Consider the following 17,574-nt stretch of genomic DNA (forward strand, 5'->3'; position numbering starts at 1 on the left):
AGGACTCCGTGCCGCTCTCGGAGCACGAGCAGCGCATGCTCGAGCAAATGGAGCGAGCGCTGTACGCCGAAGATCCCAAGTTCGCGACAGCGCTTGAGGGAAGCGGGCTGCGTACGTACACCCGGCGACGGGTCTACCAAGCGGTCGCGGGCTTCCTGGTGGGTATCGGCCTGCTCATGACCGGAATGGTCGCGCAGCAGATCTGGATCAGCGTGGTGGGCTTCCTGGTGATGCTCGGCTGCGCGGTGCTTGCGGTCACCGGATGGCGTAAGGCCCCCAAACCGGGCGAACCGCAGGCCTCCGCAGGCCCGGCCGGCGCACCGGCGCGGCGTCAGCCCCGGCAGCGGCGCTCCATGATGAACCGCATCGAGGACCGCTGGCAGCGCCGCCGGGACGAACAGGGTCACTGAGACAACCGGTCACCAGGCATCTGGTACCAGGCACCTGGTCACCGAGGCCCCACCGGCCTCTTCTCCCCGAACTCAGCGCGGCCGCCCGACAGGATCGGGCGGCCGCATTGCTGTGTCCGCCCGGCCTGCCGGCAGCCTGGCCACCGCGGCCTCCCGGCCACCGCGGCCTCCCGGCCACCGCGGCCGTGCGGCCGGTGGCCGGGAAGCCGGGGCGGTGGCTACGCCCGCTGCCTTCCCGGCCGCAGGGCCGCCGCCGCACGCCGGGCCGCGGTGACCGGGCCGCTGGTGGCGCAGCGGACGGCAAATGCCGTCCAACGGTCCGAGCAGGCCCAGCCGAGGCGGACCGCCGAGCGCGGGGCGAGCCGGGCGCGCAGCCGCAGACCACGGGTCGCCGCGGTGCCCAGCCCGTCGCGGACCCGCTGGACGTCCGCGGTGAGCCCGGCCACCGGGCGCGGCTGCGGGGCGTACAGCGTCTGTTCGACCGCCGCCGCCACCCGGTGGGCGGCGTCGGCGGCATCCGCCGGCAGTTCACCGATGCGAACGATCCGGGCGGCCGCCTTGCGCGGAGTCAGCGACTCGTCCGGCACGATGCCGAAGTCCCAGCCGGTGTCCAGCAGCTCCCGCCAGGCCGCCAGGGTGCCCGCCGAGCCGTCGCCGGCCGCCAGCCGCCGCGACCGGATCCGTACCCGCCACAGCAGCGGAAGCGCGGGCAGCAGCAGGACGAGCAGCGCGCCGACGCCGACGGCGAGGACGGACCACAGGGCCGGGCCGTCGCCGTCCGAGGGGCGGTCGCCGGACTGCGCGGGCATCGCCGCACACACCGATCCGGAGCCCTGCCGCCGCTCACCGGGGCCGCAGGACGGCGCCGCGGACGGGCCGTGCGGGGCGACGGCGGACTGCGAGGGCCCCGGCGCGGGGTCACCGGGATCGGTGGTGGACAGACTCCCGCCGTCGGGGACGGTGTAGTCCGGGACGTTGCCGCGGCTCGGGGTCGGCTCGAAGCGGGTCCAGCCGATGCCCTGGAAGTACAGCTCGGGCCAGGCGTGCGCGTCCTTGAGACTGACGGAGGTCGTGCCGTCGGACTGCGGGGTGCCCGGGGTGAAGCCGACCGCGACCCGGGCCGGGATGCCCAGGGTGCGCGCCATCGCCGCCATCGAGAAGGAGAAGTGGACGCAAAAGCCCTCCTTCTGCTCCAGGAACCGCGCGATGGCCTCGCTGCCGCTGCCCGCGCTGACCTGCGTGTTGTACGCGAAGCCGCCGTCGACCGAGAACCAGTCCTGCAGCCGCACGGCCTTGTCGTACGCGGTGCGGGCGCCGTGCGTGACCCGGAGCGCGGTCTTGCGCACCACCGGCGGCAGCGACCCGGGCACCTTGGTGTACTCGCGCACCAGCCGGGCGGGCGGCGGCGGTGCGGCGGCCAGCTGCTTCGAGGTCGGCCGCACCTGCAGGCTCTCGACCTGGTACTGCACACCGCGGGTGGTCTGCCCGCGGTCGCCGACGAGGGTGCGCCCCCTGGGCTCGAAGCGCCAGCGCCCGGCGATGTCCACCCTGGACGCCGGGTAGGGGAGCGGCAGCCAGTTCTGGGCGTACCACTCGGCGGTCGAGACGGAGGTGTTGATCCTGGTGGTGGCCACCTTCGCGGAGAGTCCGGGCGGGCCCGGCAGCCGGTCGGGGACATCCATGACGGTGCGTTCGGACGGCTTCCAGGCCGTGCCGTCGAACTGGTCCAGGGCCACGATCCGCAGATACATCTCCCGTGCGTCGGGCGCGGTCGTGCGGTAGTTGAGGACTTCCTTGTCCTCCGGCTGGTTGAGGCTGTTCTGCAGCGAGACCAGCGGGTTCACCGCGGAGATCGTGCCGCCACCGCCCCCGGGGCCGCTGCCGCCGCCGGGCGGGCCGATCAGCCCACCGCCCAGCGAGGGCAGCACGGCGGGCACCGCCAGCGCGATCCCCAGCGCCAGCGCGCCGATCCGGCGGCCCGTACGGACCGGGGCCAGCGCGGCGCGGCCCGCCCCGGAGGCGCCGCCGCCCGGCCGGGCCGTACCCGTCCCGCCGAACACCTGGCCCCACTGGGAGAGCCGGTCGCGCCCCTCGGCCAGGAGGAGCAGCAGATAGCCGGCCGCCGCCACCAGGAACCACAGCCAGCCCGCGCCGCCCTGGGACAGCCCGGCGGCCACCGAATACAGCGCGAGCAGCGGCAGCCCGGCGGGCGCGGCGCTGCGGTAGGTGACCGCCAGCGCGTCCACGATCAGGCCGATCACCAGCACACCGGCGACCAGCAGCAGCCGGATGCCGGGGGTGACCGGGGCTGGGATGGCATACCGGCCGACATCCCTGACGCCGGCGTGCACCAGCCGGCCGAACTCCGCGATGGCGTCCGGGCCGGGCAGCAGTCCCAAAACCGCCTGGCCGGGGACGAAGAGCAGGGCCAGCGCCAGCACCGCGACCAGCGCCTGCGCCCCGATGGTCAGCGGTCCGGCCAGCGGCACCCGCCGGGCCAGCGCGCCCACGCCGGTCACCGTCGCCAGCAGGATCACGGCCTGTACCAGCCAGCCGATCGGTTCCACCAGCGGCAGCAGTGCGCAGGCCGCGCACAGGGTCGCCACCGCCGCACACAGCGCCAGCCGCGCCCGGCCGCTCATGCCCGTGCCTCGCTTTCCTCGGGTCCCGTCAGCTGCGCGCTCATGCCCCGCCTCCCATCGGCGCGGCACCGCTCCGCGCAGGCCGCTCCGGGCGCCCTCCGGCGTGGTCGGCGGCGCACCGCCACAGTTCGGCGAGCCCTCTGCCCGGGGTTACCGGCAGCGCCGTCCAGCCCGCCTTGTGCAGCATCAGCACCCGTTCGTCCACCGGCATCTGACCCGACGCGAACCTGATTCCGCCCGGCCCCGGCAGCCAGGCGTCGCCGTCCAGCACGAAGGCGACCGCCGCGCCACAGCGCTGCCGTATCCGCCCGGCGACCGCCGCCTGCGCCTCGTCCAGATCGCCGAAGAAGGCGACCAGCAGCCCTTCGCCGCCGCCGCGCAGCGCGTCGTACGCGGCCGACAGCCCGGCCTCCTCGGAGTGCTCCAGCACGGCGAGGGTGTCCAGCAGCAGCCCCGCGGCGTCGGCGGACTCGCCGCCGGCGGCGCCGTCCGGGCCGGGCACCGAGGTGCCGGTGTCGGTCAGCAGCCGCACCGAGAACCCCCGCTCCAGCAGATGTACGGACACCGAGGCGGCGGCCGTGACGGCCCACTCGAAGGCCGAGTCGGGCCCGGCACCCTGGTGGGCCACCGCACGGGTGTCGAGCAGCACCGTGCAGCGGGCTTTCTGCGGCTGCTCTTCCCGGCGGACCATCAGTTCGCCGTAGCGCGCGGTGGACCGCCAGTGGACCCGGCGCAGATCGTCGCCGTGGCGGTAACCGCGCGGGATGACATCGTCCTCTCCGGCCGACGTCACCGCGCGCTGCCGCCCCTCGCCGTACCCGGGTGTCTCGCCCGTCAGCCGGACCGGTGGCAGCGGCTCGGTGCGTGGCACCACCGTCAGGGTGTCGGCGGCGCTGAAGGAGCGGGTCAGCTCGCACATCCCGAACGGGTCGGACAGGCGCAGCTGCAGCGGCCCCAGCGGATAGCGTCCGCGCAGGTCGGAGCGGACGCGGTAGGACACCTCCCGGCGGCCGCCGGCCTCCACCCGGTCCAGCACGAAGCGCGGCCGCGGCCCCAGGACGTAGGGCACCCGGTCCTGCAGCATCAGCACGCCGGTGGGCAGCCGGGAGACGTTCTCGACCCGCAGCCGGACCCGGGACTCGGCGGCCGCGGGCACCCGGGCGGGGGAGAGCGTACGGCTGCCCGCGACGCGGTAACGGGTGCGGTGCAGAACCAGCACACATACCAGCGGCAGCGCCGCCAGCAGCAGCCCGACCCGCAGCAGGTCCGCCTGTCCCAGGAGGTAGGAGCACACCGCGGCGGCCATCCCCGCCGCCAGGAAGGACCTGCCGCGCGTCGTCAGCCCCCCGAACGCCGCCCGCAGCCCGGCCCGCTCCGGCGTCCCCTCGTGCCCCGCGGCGAAGCTCCCCCCGTCGGACATCACAACCCCCGTGCCCCGGGCGGCTGCTGGCCGCGGCCCTGGCGCCACTGGGGCGCGGACGGGTCGGGAACCGGCGTGCGGTGCAGGATCTCCAGCACGATCTGCTCGGCGCTGCGGCGGTTCAACTGGGCCTGTGCGGTGGGCAGCAGCCGGTGCGCGAGCACCGCCACCGCCAGTGACTGCACATCGTCCGGCAGCGCGTACTCCCGCCCGGCCAGCGCCGCCGCGGCCTTCGCGGCCCGCACCAGATGGAGCGTGGCCCGCGGCGAGGCACCCAGCCGCAGTTCCGCGTGGCTGCGGGTGGCCGCCACCAGGTCCACCGCGTATCTGCGGACCGCTTCGGCGACATGGACGGTGCGCACCGTGTCGATCAGCTTCACGATCTCGTGGGCGTGCGCGGCCGGCTGGAGATCGTCCAGCGGGGAGGCGCCGCCGTGCACATCCAGCATCTGCAGCTCGGCCGCCGGGCTGGGATAGCCGATCGACACCCGCGCCATGAAACGGTCCCGCTGCGCCTCGGGGAGCGGGTACGTGCCCTCCATCTCCACCGGATTCTGGGTGGCGACCACCATGAACGGGCTGGGCAGCTCATGGGTCTGCCCGTCCATCGTGACCTGGCGCTCCTCCATGGACTCCAGCAGCGCCGACTGGGTCTTGGGCGAGGCGCGGTTGATCTCGTCGCCGATCACGATCTGGGCGAAGATCGCGCCGGGCTTGAACTCGAAGTCCCGGCGCTGCTGGTCGAAGATGCTGACGCCGGTGATGTCGGAGGGCAGCAGATCGGGCGTGAACTGGATGCGCTGTACCGAGCAGTCGATGGAGCGGGCCAGCGCCTTGGCGAGCATGGTCTTGCCCACGCCCGGCACATCCTCGATGAGCAGATGTCCCTCGGCCAGCAGCACCGTCAGCGCGAGCCGTACGACTTCCGGCTTGCCCTCGATCACGCCCTCCACCGACCGGTGCACACGCTCCACCGTGGTGGTCAGATCTCCGCCCGCGCCCGGCTCTCCCCCCACGCTCGGTTTCTCCCCCACGCTCGACTGCGCTCGCGCGGGGGGACCCCCGAGGCCCGCTCGTTCGTCGTACGTCGTCACTCGGCCCTCGCCGGCCCTTCCCCAAGCACTGGTCACCTCCGCATTCTCGCTGTTCGCGCAGCTTCGCGTCATGACCTGTGGATAACTGGGGCCGATATGTCCGGACCGTCCGGGCTCAGGACTGCGGATCGATCTCCCGCAGCAGGCCGGTTGTCACGTCGAAGACAAATCCGCGGACGTCGTCGGTGTGCGGCAGGAAGGGCGAGGTGCGCACCCGCTGCATGGACTGCCGTACGTCGTCGTCGAGGTCCTTGAACGCCTCGACCGCCCACGTGGGCCGCTGTCCGACCTCGGCCTCCAGCTCATGGCGGAAGTCCTCGGTCAGGCTCAGCAGGCCGCAGCCGGTGTGGTGGATGAGGACGACCGAGCGGGTGCCGAGCGCACGCTGGCTGATCGTCAGGGAACGGATGATGTCGTCGGTCACCACACCGCCGGCATTGCGGATGGTGTGGCAGTCGCCGAGCTCCAGGCCCAGCGCGGCGTGCAGATCGATCCGGGCGTCCATACAGGAGACGACGGCGACCTTGAGCACCGGCCGGGCGTCCATGCCGGGGTCGGTGAACTCACCGGCATAGCGCCGGTTCGCCTCGACGAGGCGGTCGGTGACGGTGCCACCGTTACGGGCGGCGGCGCTGTTGGCGGTCGGGGGCAGCGGCTGCGACGCGGGTATGGCCATGCCTTCACGGTAATAGTCATCGACCGATCCGGCCCCATGTGAGGCCGGGCATAGGGGGCGACATCACCCTTTGTGAGGTAACCCACAGTGCGTGTCACCCCGCCGCCATTCGGGTGAGAGGCCGCTGCGAAAGCCGTCGCGGGACGCGCGGAACCGGTTGATTGACCGGGGCAGCCGGTGGACTAAAGTGGCGCGAAGTGGGAGGCGTGACGCTCTCCTTGGATCCCGAATCCCTCGCGTGCGCGACGTCGCACGTACGGCTCGGCCTCCTCCCGCTCCACCGGTCTTCCGACGCCACTTCCCCGTCGCCGGAGGGCCACTTCCCCTTCAGAGCGGGCGGGGACCAAGCGGTACGTACGGCATCCCCCAGCCAACGGCCGGGGCCCTACCTGCCGCCCACCCCATCGGAAGGCACATGAGCGAGCGCAGCGAGCGAATCAGGAAGAGGTGCGCGCTCTGCGAAGGCAGGCGAGCCGAGCGCAGTGAGGCTGACGCATGAGCGGTAATACTCGGCACGTACCCGTCATGCTCCAGAGGTGTCTGGACATGCTCGCCCCTGCCCTCGCCGAGCCCGGAGCGGTCGTCGTCGACTGCACCCTCGGCCTCGGCGGGCACAGCGAGGCACTGCTCTCCGGCTTCCCCCAGGCCCGGCTCATCGCCCTCGACCGCGACCCGGCGGCGCTCGAGCTCGCGGGGGAGCGGCTGGCTCCCTATGGCGAGCGCGCCACCTTGGTGCACGCCGTCTACGACGAGCTCCCCGAGGTCCTCGACCGGCTCGGGACCCCGCGCGTCCAGGGCGTGCTGTTCGACCTCGGCGTCTCCTCCATGCAACTGGACGAGGCCGACCGCGGCTTCGCCTACGCCCAGGACGCCCCGCTGGACATGCGGATGGACCAGACGGCCGGCATCAGCGCCGCGGACGTCCTCAACACCTACGCGCCCGGTGAACTCGTGCGGATCCTGCGCGCCTACGGGGAGGAGAAGCAGGCCAAGCGGATCGTCGGGGCGATCGTGCGCGAGCGCGCCAAGGAGCCGTTCACGAACAGCGCGCGGCTGGTCGAATTGATCCGTGACGCGCTGCCGCAGGCCGCCAAGCGCACCGGCGGCAACCCCGCCAAGCGCACGTTCCAGGCGCTGCGCATCGAGGTCAACGGTGAGCTGGCCAGCGTGGAGCGCGCCATTCCGGCGGCCGTCAAGGCGCTGGCGGTCGGCGGCCGGATCGCCGTGCTCGCCTACCACTCGCTGGAGGACCGCCTGGTCAAGCAGGTCTTCGCGGCCGGCGCGGCCAACACCGCGCCGCCCGGCCTGCCGGTCGTCCCCGAGCGCTACCAGCCCCGCCTGAAGCTGCTGACCCGCGGCGCCGAACTCCCCACGGAGGAGGAAGTCGCCGAGAACCGGCGCGCGGCCCCCGCCCGGCTGCGCGGCGCCGAGCGCATCCGCGAGAACGTCGAGGGCGCCCCGTGAGAGGCCGGGGGCGGCCGCGCGGGAGACCGGGGCGCCTCGGCGCGCTCTTCCCCGCCGGCGCCGGCACCGCGGCGCGCGCCCCCTTCGTCCTGCTGATCGTCGTGCTGCTCGGCTCCGGGCTGATCAGCCTGCTGCTGCTCAACTCCGCCCTCAACCAAGGGTCGTTCGAGCTGAGCAAGCTGGAGAAGAAGACCGACGACCTGACGGACGAACAGCAGGCGCTGCAGCAGGAGGTGGACACCTATTCCGCGCCGGGCGCGCTGGAGAAGCGGGCCCGGCGGCTGGGGATGGTGCCCGGCGGCAACCCGGCCTTCCTGATGCCGGACGGCACGGTCCGCGGCAAGCCGAGCGCGGTGACGGGGGAGGAGGAGCAGACGGCGCTGAGCGCGCCCGCCGAGCCGCCCCCGGCGGGCCCGTCGGCCGCCGCGGGCCCGTCCGCCTCTCCCGCCCCCTCCGCCGGGCCGTCGCTCCCGTCCCCGTCCGCAGCGCCGGGCAGGGCGGCCGCGGCGGCCACCCGCGCCGCACCGGCCACGGCCGGCGCTCGAGGCGCACGGGAAGCCGCCGGCCCCCGGTCCTCGCCCGCGGCGCCCGCCCCTCGCGCCGCCGTGGTCACCCCCGCCCCGACGACCCCCGGCAGGTGACGGCGGCATGACCGAGCCCAGGGACCCCCGCCGCCGCGTGCCGCGCCCGGCCCGGCCCCGCCCGTCGGCACCGGCACGCCGGCCCGGCCGCCCGGCCGGCGGCGCCGCGCAGCGCCCCGCCGCCCGTAAGCCCCCGGCCGCCAAGCGGACCACCGCCGGGCCCGCCGCCAGGCAGCCGGCATCCGGGTCCGCCGCCCGCCGCCCCGACCGCCCGGGTCCCGCCCCGCTGCGCCTGGGCAGCCCGCGCCCCCGGCTGCGCCTGGTCTCGCTCGCGCTGACCCTGGTGCTCCTGGTCTTCGTCGTACGGCTCTTCCAGGTACAGGCCGTGGACGCCGCGGCGTTCGCCGCCAAGGCCAACGAGAACCGCTATGTCCCGGTCAAGCTGGCCGCCGAGCGCGGCGCGATCACCGACCGGGACGGCGTGGCGCTGGCGAGCACCGTGGACGCGTACGACATCACCGCCGACCCGAGCCTGCTGGCGCCCGGCAAGACCGGGATCGACGACGCTCCGCAACGGGCCGCCAGGCTGCTCGCGCCGGTCCTGCACGAGGACCGCGGCACCCTCGCCGCGAAGCTCGCCAAGCGCCGGACCCGCTACGTCCTGCTGTCCCGGCAGCAGACCCCGCAGGCCTGGAAGCGGATCAAGGACCTGCGCAAGACCCTCGACGCCGAAGCGGCCGCCGCCCCCAGGAACGCGCCCCGCCCCAACGTCCTGGTCGGGATCTTCGCCGACAAGCACAGCAAGCGGATCTACCCGAACAAGAACCTGGCCTCCGGGGTCCTCGGCTTCGTCAACAGCGAGGGCAAGGGCCGCGGCGGCATAGAGGCGCAGCTCGACAAGGACCTCGCCGGCAAGGAGGGCAAGCTCGTCTACGCCCAGTCCGGCGGCCGCCGGGTGCCCACCGGCGACACCCAGGAACACTCCGCCGTCCCCGGCAGCGACGTCCAGCTGACCCTCGACCGGGACATCCAGTGGGCGGCCCAGCAGGCCATCACCCGGCAGGTCGCCAAGTCCGGGGCAGACCGCGGCTATGTCGTCGTCCAGGACACCCGGACCGGCCAGATCCTGGCGCTGGCCAACGCGCCCGGCTTCGACCCCAACGACATCTCCGGGGCCGACCCCGAGGCGCTGGGCAATGCCGCGCTCACCGATGCGTACGAGCCGGGTTCCACCAGCAAGCTGATGTCGATGGCCGCCATCCTCGAGGAGGGCGTCGCCACCCCGTCCACCAGGGTCACCGTGCCCAACCGGCTGCACCGCGGCGACCGGCTGTTCGCGGACGACGTCGACCACGAAACCTGGCATCTCACCCTCAACGGCGTCCTCGCCAAATCCAGCAATATCGGGACGATCCTGGCGGCCGGCCAGCTCGGCAGGACCCAGCCGCAGGCCAACCGGGTGCTCTACTCCTACCTGCGGAAATTCGGCATCGGCAAGCCGACCGGACTCGGCTTCCCCGGGGAGACGGACGGCATCCTGGCACAACCCCAGGACTGGAACACCTCGCAGCAGTACACGATCCCGTTCGGCCAGGGGCTCTCCCTCAACGCCGTCCAGGCCGCCTCCGTCTACTCCACCATCGCCAACGGCGGCGAGCGCATCGCCCCCTCACTGGTCCGCGGCACCACCGGCCCCGACGGCCGGTACACACCCGCCCCCAAGCCCGCCAGGAACCGCGTCGTCAGCAAGAAGACCGCCGCGACCCTGGCCACCATGCTCGAATCCGTGGTCGACGACCAGGAGGGCACCGGCAACAAGGCGAAGATCGACGGATACCGCGTCGGCGGCAAGACCGGCACGTCCAACCGGGTGGACCCCAAAACCGGCCGCTACCGCGGCTACACCGCCTCCTTCGCCGGCTTCGCGCCCGCCGACAAGCCCCGCATCACGGTCTACTGCGCCATCCAGAACCCCACCAAGGGCAGCTACTTCGGTGGCCAGATCTGCGGCCCGATCTACCGCCAGGTCATGGAGTTCGCGCTGAAAACCCTCCAGGTTCCGCCGACCGGCACCACACCCCCGCACCTGCCGGTCACCTTCAAGCCAGGCGAATGAATCGAGGCAACACGGCCGTGACGACCATCACCACCGACGGCACCCCCGACCCCGCAAACGACTCTCGCGCGCGGCCCTCACTTCGCCCCGGGCCCGACCGGCCCGGTACGCTCACCGCCGTGTCACAAGCTGATCAGTCCCCCAAACCCCCGAACGCGGAGGAGGGCGGCCCCGGCAGATATCCGGGCGCGCCCCGCCCCGAGCAGGTCCGCCCCACCCCCTTGGCGGAGCTCGCCGGACAGCTGGGCGTACCGGCGCCGGCCGGCGCATCGGATGTCCAGGTCACCGGCATCACGCATGACTCCCGCGCGGTGCGCCCCGGTGATGTCTACGCCGCGCTGCCCGGCGCCCGTCTGCACGGCGCCGACTTCGTCGCCCAGGCCGCCGACCTCGGCGCCGCCGCGATCCTGACCGACCCGGCGGGCGCCGCCCGCGCCGCTGCGACCGGCCTGCCGGTCCTGGCCGTGGAGAACCCGCGCTCGCGGATGGGCGCCCTGGCCGTCTCGATCTATGGAGCCCCGGGCAAGGACCTCCTCCAGATCGGCATCACCGGCACCTCCGGCAAGACCACCACCGCCTACCTCATCGAGGGCGGGCTGCGGGCCGCGGCGGCCAAGAAGGCCGACGGAGGGCTGACGGGCCTGATCGGCACCGTCGAGACCCGGATCGGCGACGAGCGCCTGAAGTCCGAGCGCACCACCCCCGAGGCCACCGACCTGCAGGCGCTGTTCGCGGTGATGCGCGAACGCGGCGTGCAGGCGGTCGCCATGGAGGTCTCCAGCCACGCGCTGGTCCTGGGCCGGGTCGACGGCTGTGTCTTCGACGTCGCGATCTTCAACAACCTCAGCCCGGAGCACATGGAGTTCCACTCCGGCATGGAGGACTACTTCCAGGCCAAGGCCCAGCTCTTCACCAAGGCCCGCAGCCGGGCCGGCGTCGTCAACCTTGACGACGAGTACGGCAAGCGGCTGGCCGAGGGCGAGTCCGAGGTCCCGGTCACCACCTTCTCCGCGGAGGGCCACCCGGACGCCGACTGGCGCGCCGCCGACGTCGAGGTCGGCACCCTCGGCTCGACCTTCACCGTGCACGGCCCCCAGGGCCGGACGCTGCGCGCCGCCTCCCCGATCGCCGGCCCGTTCAACGTCGCCAACGCGCTCGCCGCCATCACCTCACTCATCGTCGCCGGGATCGACCCGCAGACCGCCGCCGACGGCGTCGCCGCGGTCCCCGGCGTCCCCGGCCGCCTGGAGCGCGTCGACGCCGGGCAGCCCTATCTGGCGGTCGTCGACTACGCCCACAAGACGGACGCGGTCGAATCGGTTCTCCGCGCGCTGCGCAAGGTCACCGAGGGCAAGCTGCACGCCGTCCTCGGCTGCGGCGGCGACCGCGACCCGCACAAGCGCGTGCCCATGGGCTCCGCGGTCGCCCGCCTCGCCGACACGGCCATCCTGACCTCCGACAACCCCCGCACCGAGGACCCGCTCGCGATCCTCGCCACCATGCTCCAGGGCGCCGCGGAGGTACCGATCCACGAGCGCGGCACGGTCCTGGTCGAGGAGGAGCGGGCCGCCGCCATCGCCGCGGCCGTCGCCCGCGCCGAGCCCGGCGACACCGTCATCGTCGCGGGCAAGGGCCATGAGCAGGGCCAGGACATCGCCGGAGTGGTACGCCCCTTCGACGACCGTCAGGTGCTCCGCGATGCCATCGAGGAATCGCTGAAGACACAGCAGTCACAGCAGCCGAACCACCAGGGATGACACACCGCCATGCGCGCACAACCCGTTTACTGGCACGATCTGCCTCCGGCCGGAGGTGACCTGTGATCTCCCTGTCCCTCGCCGAGATCGCGAGCATCGTCGGCGGACAGCTGCACGACATACCGGACGCCGACCGTACGGTCACCGGGCCGGTCGTGACGGATTCCCGCCAGGTACGCCCCGGCGGCCTGTTCGTCGCGTTCGCCGGTGAACGCGTCGACGGCCACGACTTCGCCGTGGGCGCCGTCGAGGCGGGCGCGGTGGCCGTACTGGCCGCCCACCCCGTCGGAGTCCCCGCCATCGTCGTCGACAACGTGGTCAACGCCCTCGGCGCGCTCGCCCGCGCCGTCGTCGAGCGGCTGGGCACCAAGGTCGTCGCCCTCACGGGCTCGGCCGGCAAGACCAGCACCAAGGACCTGATCGCCCAGCTGCTGCAGCGGCACGGGCCCACCGTCTGGCCGGAAGGCAACCTCAACAACGAGATCGGGCTGCCGCTGACCGCGCTGCGCGCCGATGCCACAACCCGCCATCTCGTCCTGGAGATGGGGGCCCGCGGCGTCGGCCACATCCGGTATCTCACCGGGCTGACCCCGCCGGAGATCGGTGTGGTGCTCAACGTCGGCACCGCCCACATCGGGGAGTTCGGCGGCCGAGAGCAGATCGCCCTGGCAAAGGGCGAACTGATCGAGGCGCTCCCCGAGCACGGCCTCGCCGTGCTCAACGCCGACGATCCGTACGTCCGTGCCATGGCATCCCGTACGAAGGCCCGCACGGTCTTCTTCGGTGAGGCCGAGGACGCCGCCATCCGCGCCGAGAATGTCCGCCTCACCGCTCTCGGTCAGCCCGCCTTCACGCTTCACACACCCTCCGGGTGCAGTGATGTGACCATGCGGCTGTACGGTGAGCACCACGTGTCGAACGCGCTCGCCGCGGCCGCCGTCGCCCATGAGTTGGGCATGCCCGTAGACGAGATCGCCACCGCGCTCTCCGAAGCCGGCACGCTCTCCCGCTGGCGGATGGAGGTCACCGAGCGCGCGGATGGCGTGACGGTCGTCAACGACGCCTACAACGCGAACCCCGAGTCCATGCGAGCGGCGCTGCGAGCGCTGGTCGCGATGGGCACCGCCGCCAAGGCGAAGGGCGGTCGTACGTGGGCGGTGCTCGGTGAGATGGCCGAGCTCGGCGAGGACTCGCTCGCCGAACACGACGCGGTCGGACGCCTGGTCGTCCGGCTCAACGTCAGCAAGCTCGTGACGGTCGGCGGCAGGGAAGCGGCCTGGCTCGACATGGGCGCCAAGAACGAGGGTTCGTGGGGTGAGGAGTCGGTGCACGTGTCCGACGCGCGGGCGGCGATCGACCTGTTGCGCAGCGAGCTGCAACCGGGAGACGTGGTGCTGGTGAAGGCTTCCAGGTCGGTGGGACTGGAGCGGGTCGCCGCGGCATTGCTGGATGGCGAGAGCGTCATCGGCGCTGAGGGCGGAGCCGCGTCCCGATGAACTCGATGAAGCAGATCCTCTTCTCCGGAATGATCGGACTCTTCCTGACCCTGATCGGCACCCCGCTGCTGATCAAGCTGCTGGCGAAAAAGGGGTACGGGCAGTTCATCCGCGATGACGGCCCCCGCACCCACGGCAGCAAGAAGGGGACGCCCACCATGGGCGGTATCTCCTTCATCCTGGCCACGATCATCGCCTACGCGCTGACCAAGGTCATCACGAGCAGCGACCCCACCTTCTCCGGTGTGCTGGTGCTGTTCCTGATGGCGGGCATGGGCCTGGTCGGCTTCCTGGACGACTACATCAAGATCGTCAAGCAGCGTTCGCTGGGCCTGCGGGCCAAGGCGAAGATGGCCGGCCAGCTGATCGTCGGTATCGCCTTCGCGGTGCTCTCGCTGCAGTTCGCCGACCTGCGTGGACAGACCCCGGCATCCGACCGGCTGTCCTTCACTCAGGACTTCGGCTGGCAGGTCGGCCCGGTGATCTTCGTGATCTGGGCACTGTTCATGATCCTGGCGATGTCCAACGGCGTGAACCTCACCGACGGCCTCGACGGCCTGGCCACCGGCGCCTCGGTGATGGTCTTCGGCGCGTACACCTTCATCGGCATCTGGCAGCACCAGGAGTCCTGCGCCAACCAGATCACCGCCGGACCCGGCTGTTACGAGGTACGCGATCCCCTCGACCTGGCGGTCGTCGCCTCCGCGCTGATGGGCGCCTGCTTCGGCTTCCTGTGGTGGAACACCTCGCCCGCCAAGATCTTCATGGGCGACACCGGCTCGCTCGCCCTGGGCGGCGCGCTCGCGGGCCTTGCGATCTGCTCCCGTACGGAACTGCTGCTCGCCCTCCTCGGCGGCCTCTTCGTCCTGATCACCATGTCGGTGGTCATCCAGGTCGGCTCCTTCAAGCTGACCGGCAAGCGGGTCTTCCGGATGGCGCCACTACAACACCACTTCGAACTGAAGGGGTGGTCGGAAGTCCTTGTGGTGGTCAGATTCTGGATCATCCAGGGCATGTGCGTGATCGTCGGACTCGGCATCTTCTACGGTGGCTGGCAGGCGGCGAAGTGACCGCGTACGGGCCGCAGGACTTCGCCGGTATGCACATCACCGTGGCCGGCCTCGGTGTGAGCGGCGTTCCCGCCGCCCGCGCCCTGGCCGGCCTCGGCGCCCACGTCACCGTCGTCAACAGCAGCGACGGTGAGCGCGAGCGCACGCAGGCGGCCGAGCTGGAGCCCCTGGGAGTCACCGTCCGCCTCGGCGACGGCGACACCCTCCCCGAGGGCACCGAGCTGGTCGTCACCACCCCGGGCTGGAAGCCCACCAGCCCCCTCTTCCTCGCCGCCGCGAAGGCGGGCATCGAGGTGTGGGGCGATGTGGAGCTGGCCTGGCGGCTGCGGGGTCCCGGTTCCGCGCCCTGGCTGGCGGTCACCGGCACCAACGGCAAGACCACCACCGTCCGGATGCTGGCCTCGATCCTGGAGGCGGAGGGGCTGCGGACCGCCGCCGTCGGCAACATCGGTGTCCCGCTCGTCGACGTCGTGCTCGGCGAGGGGCAGCAGGACGGCAAGCCGTACGACGTGCTCGCCGTCGAGCTCTCCAGCTACCAGCTGCACTGGGCGCCCTCGGTACGCGCCCACTCCGCGGCCGTCCTCAACCTCGCCCCGGACCACCTCGACTGGCACGGTTCCATGGCGGCGTACGCGGCCGACAAGGGCCGCATCTACGAGGGCAACACCGTCGCCTGCGTCTACAACGCGGCCGACCCCGCGACCGAGGAACTGGTGCGCGCCGCCGATGTCGAGGAGGGCTGCCGCGCCATCGGCTTCACCCTCGGCACCCCCGGCCCCTCCCAGGTGGGCGTGGTCGAGGGCATCCTCGTCGACCGCGCCTTCGTCGAGAACCGCCAGCAGCAGGCGCAGGAGCTCGCCGAGGTCGCCGACCTCGCGTCCCCCGCACCGCACAACATCGCCAACGCGCTGGCCGCGGCGGCCCTGGCCCGCGCCTTCGGGGTGCGGCCCGCCGCCGTACGCGACGGACTGCGGGCCTTCCACCCGGAGCCGCACCGCATCCAGCACATCGCGGACGTCGACGGCCTCGCGTACATCGACGACTCCAAGGCCACCAACACCCATGCCGCCGAGGCGTCGTTGGCGGCGTACGAGCACATCGTGTGGATCGCCGGCGGACTCGCCAAGGGCGCGACCTTCGACGAGCTGGTGCAGCGGTCCGCCGGGCGGCTGCGCGGTGTGGTCCTGATCGGCGCCGACCGGGCGCTGATTCGCGAGGCCCTGGCGCGACACGCCCCGGATGTCCCGGTCGTCGACCTCGGCCGGACCGACACTGGGGCGATGTCCGAGGCCGTAGGGGAAGCGACCCGGCTGGGCAGGCCCGGCGACACCGTTCTCCTGGCCCCGGCCTGTGCCTCGATGGATATGTTCGTCAATTACACCAAGCGGGGCGAGGCCTTCGCCGACGCGGTCCATGAGCTGACCGCACCGGAAAACTAGCCGGTCCCCGCTGCCGTCGGCGAACCGCGGCGAGCGCACCAGTGGAGGGGACGAGGATGACGGCCCGATCGGCCAAGGCTCTGCCTGCGCGCCCCGCCCGCCGTACCTCCACGGTGCGGCCGCCGCGGGGCGGCCGCGGCCCCGGCGGCCCCCGGCGCCTGTACAGCCGGCTCAGAAGGGCCTGGGACCGGCCGCTGACCGCCTACTACCTCATCCTCGGAGGCAGCCTGCTGATCCTGGTCCTCGGTCTGGTGATGGTCTACTCGGCCTCCCAGATCAAGGCCCTGCAGTCCGGCCTCGCCCCGTCCTTCTTCTTCCGCAAACAGCTGCTCGCGGCCGCCATCGGCGGTGTGCTGCTGCTCGCGGCGGCCAGAATGACGGTGAAACTGCACCGCACGCTCGCCTATCCGCTGCTCGCGGCCTCGGTGTTCCTGATGTGCCTGGTGCAGATTCCGGGCATAGGGGTCTCGGTCAACGGCAACCAGAACTGGCTCAGCCTCGGCGGGCCCTTCCAGATGCAGCCGAGCGAGTTCGGCAAGCTCGCCCTGGTCCTGTGGGGCGCCGACCTGCTGGCCCGTAAGCAGGAGAAGAAGCTGCTGGTGCAGTGGAAGCACCTGCTGGTGCCGCTGACCCCGGTCGCTTTTCTGCTGCTCGGGCTGATCATGCTCGGCGGCGACATGGGCACCGCGATCATTCTCACGGCGATCCTCTTCGGGCTGCTGTGGCTGGCCGGCGCCCCCACCCGGCTGTTCGCGGGCGTCCTCGGCGGCGCCGCGGCGATCGGGGCGCTGCTGATCATGACCAGCGCCAACCGGATGTCCCGGCTGGGCTGCACCCTCGCCACCGATCCCGGCCCCGGCGACAAGTGCTGGCAGGCCGTACACGGTATTTATGCCCTCGCATCCGGCGGATTCTTCGGTTCCGGCCTCGGTGCGAGTATGGAAAAATGGGGTGAACTCCCTGAACCGCACACCGACTTCATCTTCGCCATCACCGGGGAGGAACTGGGTCTGGCGGGGACGCTGTCGGTGCTCGCCCTCTTCGCGGCTCTAGGCTATGCGGGTATCCGCGTGGCCGGACGCACGGAGGACCCCTTCGTGAGGTACGCCGCGGGAGGCGTGACCACCTGGATCATGGCCCAGGCCATGATCAACATTGGTGCGGTGCTCGGCCTGTTGCCGATCGCCGGTGTTCCGCTCCCGCTGTTCTCCTACGGGGGCTCCGCCCTGCTGCCGACGATGTTCGCCATCGGGCTGCTGATCGCCTTCGCGCGTGATGAGCCCGCTGCGCGGGCGGCGCTGGCCGCTTTGGCTTCGCGGAAGCCGGTTTTCGGCAGAAAACCGGCTGGGGTGAGATGGAAGACGATGAGACGGCGCGTCACAAAGCGTCCGTCCGGAGAGCGGTGAATT

At 72.3% G+C, this 17,574-nt stretch carries 13 protein-coding genes; 9 read left to right on the top strand and 4 right to left on the bottom strand.

All coding sequences use genetic code 11. The annotated features are described in order from the left end of the window. The first annotated feature begins 8 nt into the window (after positions 1-8). Positions 9-410 carry a DUF3040 domain-containing protein gene (locus ACZ4S3_RS05600; protein WP_467926225.1) on the top strand — a complete coding sequence of 134 codons (402 nt, stop codon included), beginning with the start codon at positions 9-11 and terminating at the stop codon, positions 408-410. 218 nt (positions 411-628) lie between these two features. On the opposite strand, the gene ACZ4S3_RS05605 is transcribed toward ACZ4S3_RS05600, so the two are convergent. From ACZ4S3_RS05605 to ACZ4S3_RS05620, 4 genes are all read right to left on the bottom strand, one after another. Further along, positions 629-3,052 (bottom strand): transglutaminase TgpA family protein, encoded by a 2,424-nt coding sequence (locus ACZ4S3_RS05605; protein ID WP_467926228.1) that lies wholly within the window; start codon positions 3,050-3,052, stop codon positions 629-631. Between the two features lie 40 nt (positions 3,053-3,092). Next, complete coding sequence (locus tag ACZ4S3_RS05610) at positions 3,093-4,472, bottom strand: DUF58 domain-containing protein (protein ID WP_467926233.1); 1,380 nt, start codon at positions 4,470-4,472, stop codon at positions 3,093-3,095. Further along, positions 4,472-5,566 carry an AAA family ATPase gene (locus tag ACZ4S3_RS05615; RefSeq protein ID WP_467927321.1) on the bottom strand — a complete coding sequence of 365 codons (1,095 nt, stop codon included), beginning with the start codon at positions 5,564-5,566 and terminating at the stop codon, positions 4,472-4,474. The genes ACZ4S3_RS05610 and ACZ4S3_RS05615 overlap by 1 nt, the downstream gene beginning before the upstream one ends. A 115-nt stretch (positions 5,567-5,681) precedes the next feature. Beyond that, positions 5,682-6,242, bottom strand: coding sequence for a beta-class carbonic anhydrase (locus ACZ4S3_RS05620; protein WP_467926237.1), 561 nt, complete (start codon positions 6,240-6,242; stop codon positions 5,682-5,684). 495 nt (positions 6,243-6,737) lie between these two features. Between ACZ4S3_RS05620 and rsmH the strand changes: the two genes are divergently transcribed. The 8 genes from rsmH to ftsW all read left to right on the top strand — a co-directional run bounded on the left by rsmH (position 6,738) and on the right by ftsW (position 17,571). Beyond that, the gene (gene rsmH, locus ACZ4S3_RS05625; RefSeq protein WP_467926241.1) at positions 6,738-7,706 is read left to right on the top strand and encodes a 16S rRNA (cytosine(1402)-N(4))-methyltransferase RsmH; all 969 of its coding nucleotides are present in this window, start codon (positions 6,738-6,740) and stop codon (positions 7,704-7,706) included. After that, on the top strand, positions 7,703-8,347 hold the full coding sequence (gene ftsL / locus ACZ4S3_RS05630) for a cell division protein FtsL (RefSeq protein WP_467926244.1): 645 nt from the start codon (positions 7,703-7,705) through the stop codon (positions 8,345-8,347). Before rsmH ends, ftsL begins: the two co-directional genes overlap by 4 nt. A gap of 7 nt (positions 8,348-8,354) precedes the next feature. After that, positions 8,355-10,403 (top strand): peptidoglycan D,D-transpeptidase FtsI family protein, encoded by a 2,049-nt coding sequence (locus ACZ4S3_RS05635; protein WP_467926249.1) that lies wholly within the window; start codon positions 8,355-8,357, stop codon positions 10,401-10,403. 17 nt (positions 10,404-10,420) lie between these two features. After that, the gene (locus tag ACZ4S3_RS05640) at positions 10,421-12,160 is read left to right on the top strand and encodes a UDP-N-acetylmuramoyl-L-alanyl-D-glutamate--2,6-diaminopimelate ligase (protein ID WP_467926253.1); all 1,740 of its coding nucleotides are present in this window, start codon (positions 10,421-10,423) and stop codon (positions 12,158-12,160) included. Between the two features lie 62 nt (positions 12,161-12,222). Then, the gene (locus ACZ4S3_RS05645; protein ID WP_467926257.1) at positions 12,223-13,656 is read left to right on the top strand and encodes a UDP-N-acetylmuramoyl-tripeptide--D-alanyl-D-alanine ligase; all 1,434 of its coding nucleotides are present in this window, start codon (positions 12,223-12,225) and stop codon (positions 13,654-13,656) included. A gap of 5 nt (positions 13,657-13,661) precedes the next feature. Then, on the top strand, positions 13,662-14,726 hold the full coding sequence (gene mraY, locus ACZ4S3_RS05650) for a phospho-N-acetylmuramoyl-pentapeptide-transferase (protein WP_403507466.1): 1,065 nt from the start codon (positions 13,662-13,664) through the stop codon (positions 14,724-14,726). Between the two features lie 29 nt (positions 14,727-14,755). Next, a complete protein-coding gene (murD, locus tag ACZ4S3_RS05655) occupies positions 14,756-16,165 on the top strand; it encodes a UDP-N-acetylmuramoyl-L-alanine--D-glutamate ligase (protein ID WP_467927328.1) in 1,410 nt (469 codons plus the stop codon). Positions 16,166-16,221: 56 nt separating this feature from the next. After that, the gene (ftsW, locus tag ACZ4S3_RS05660; protein WP_467926261.1) at positions 16,222-17,571 is read left to right on the top strand and encodes a putative lipid II flippase FtsW; all 1,350 of its coding nucleotides are present in this window, start codon (positions 16,222-16,224) and stop codon (positions 17,569-17,571) included. The last annotated feature ends 3 nt before the right edge of the window (positions 17,572-17,574 follow it).

Source organism: Streptomyces sp. NPDC028368 (assembly GCF_055565615.1).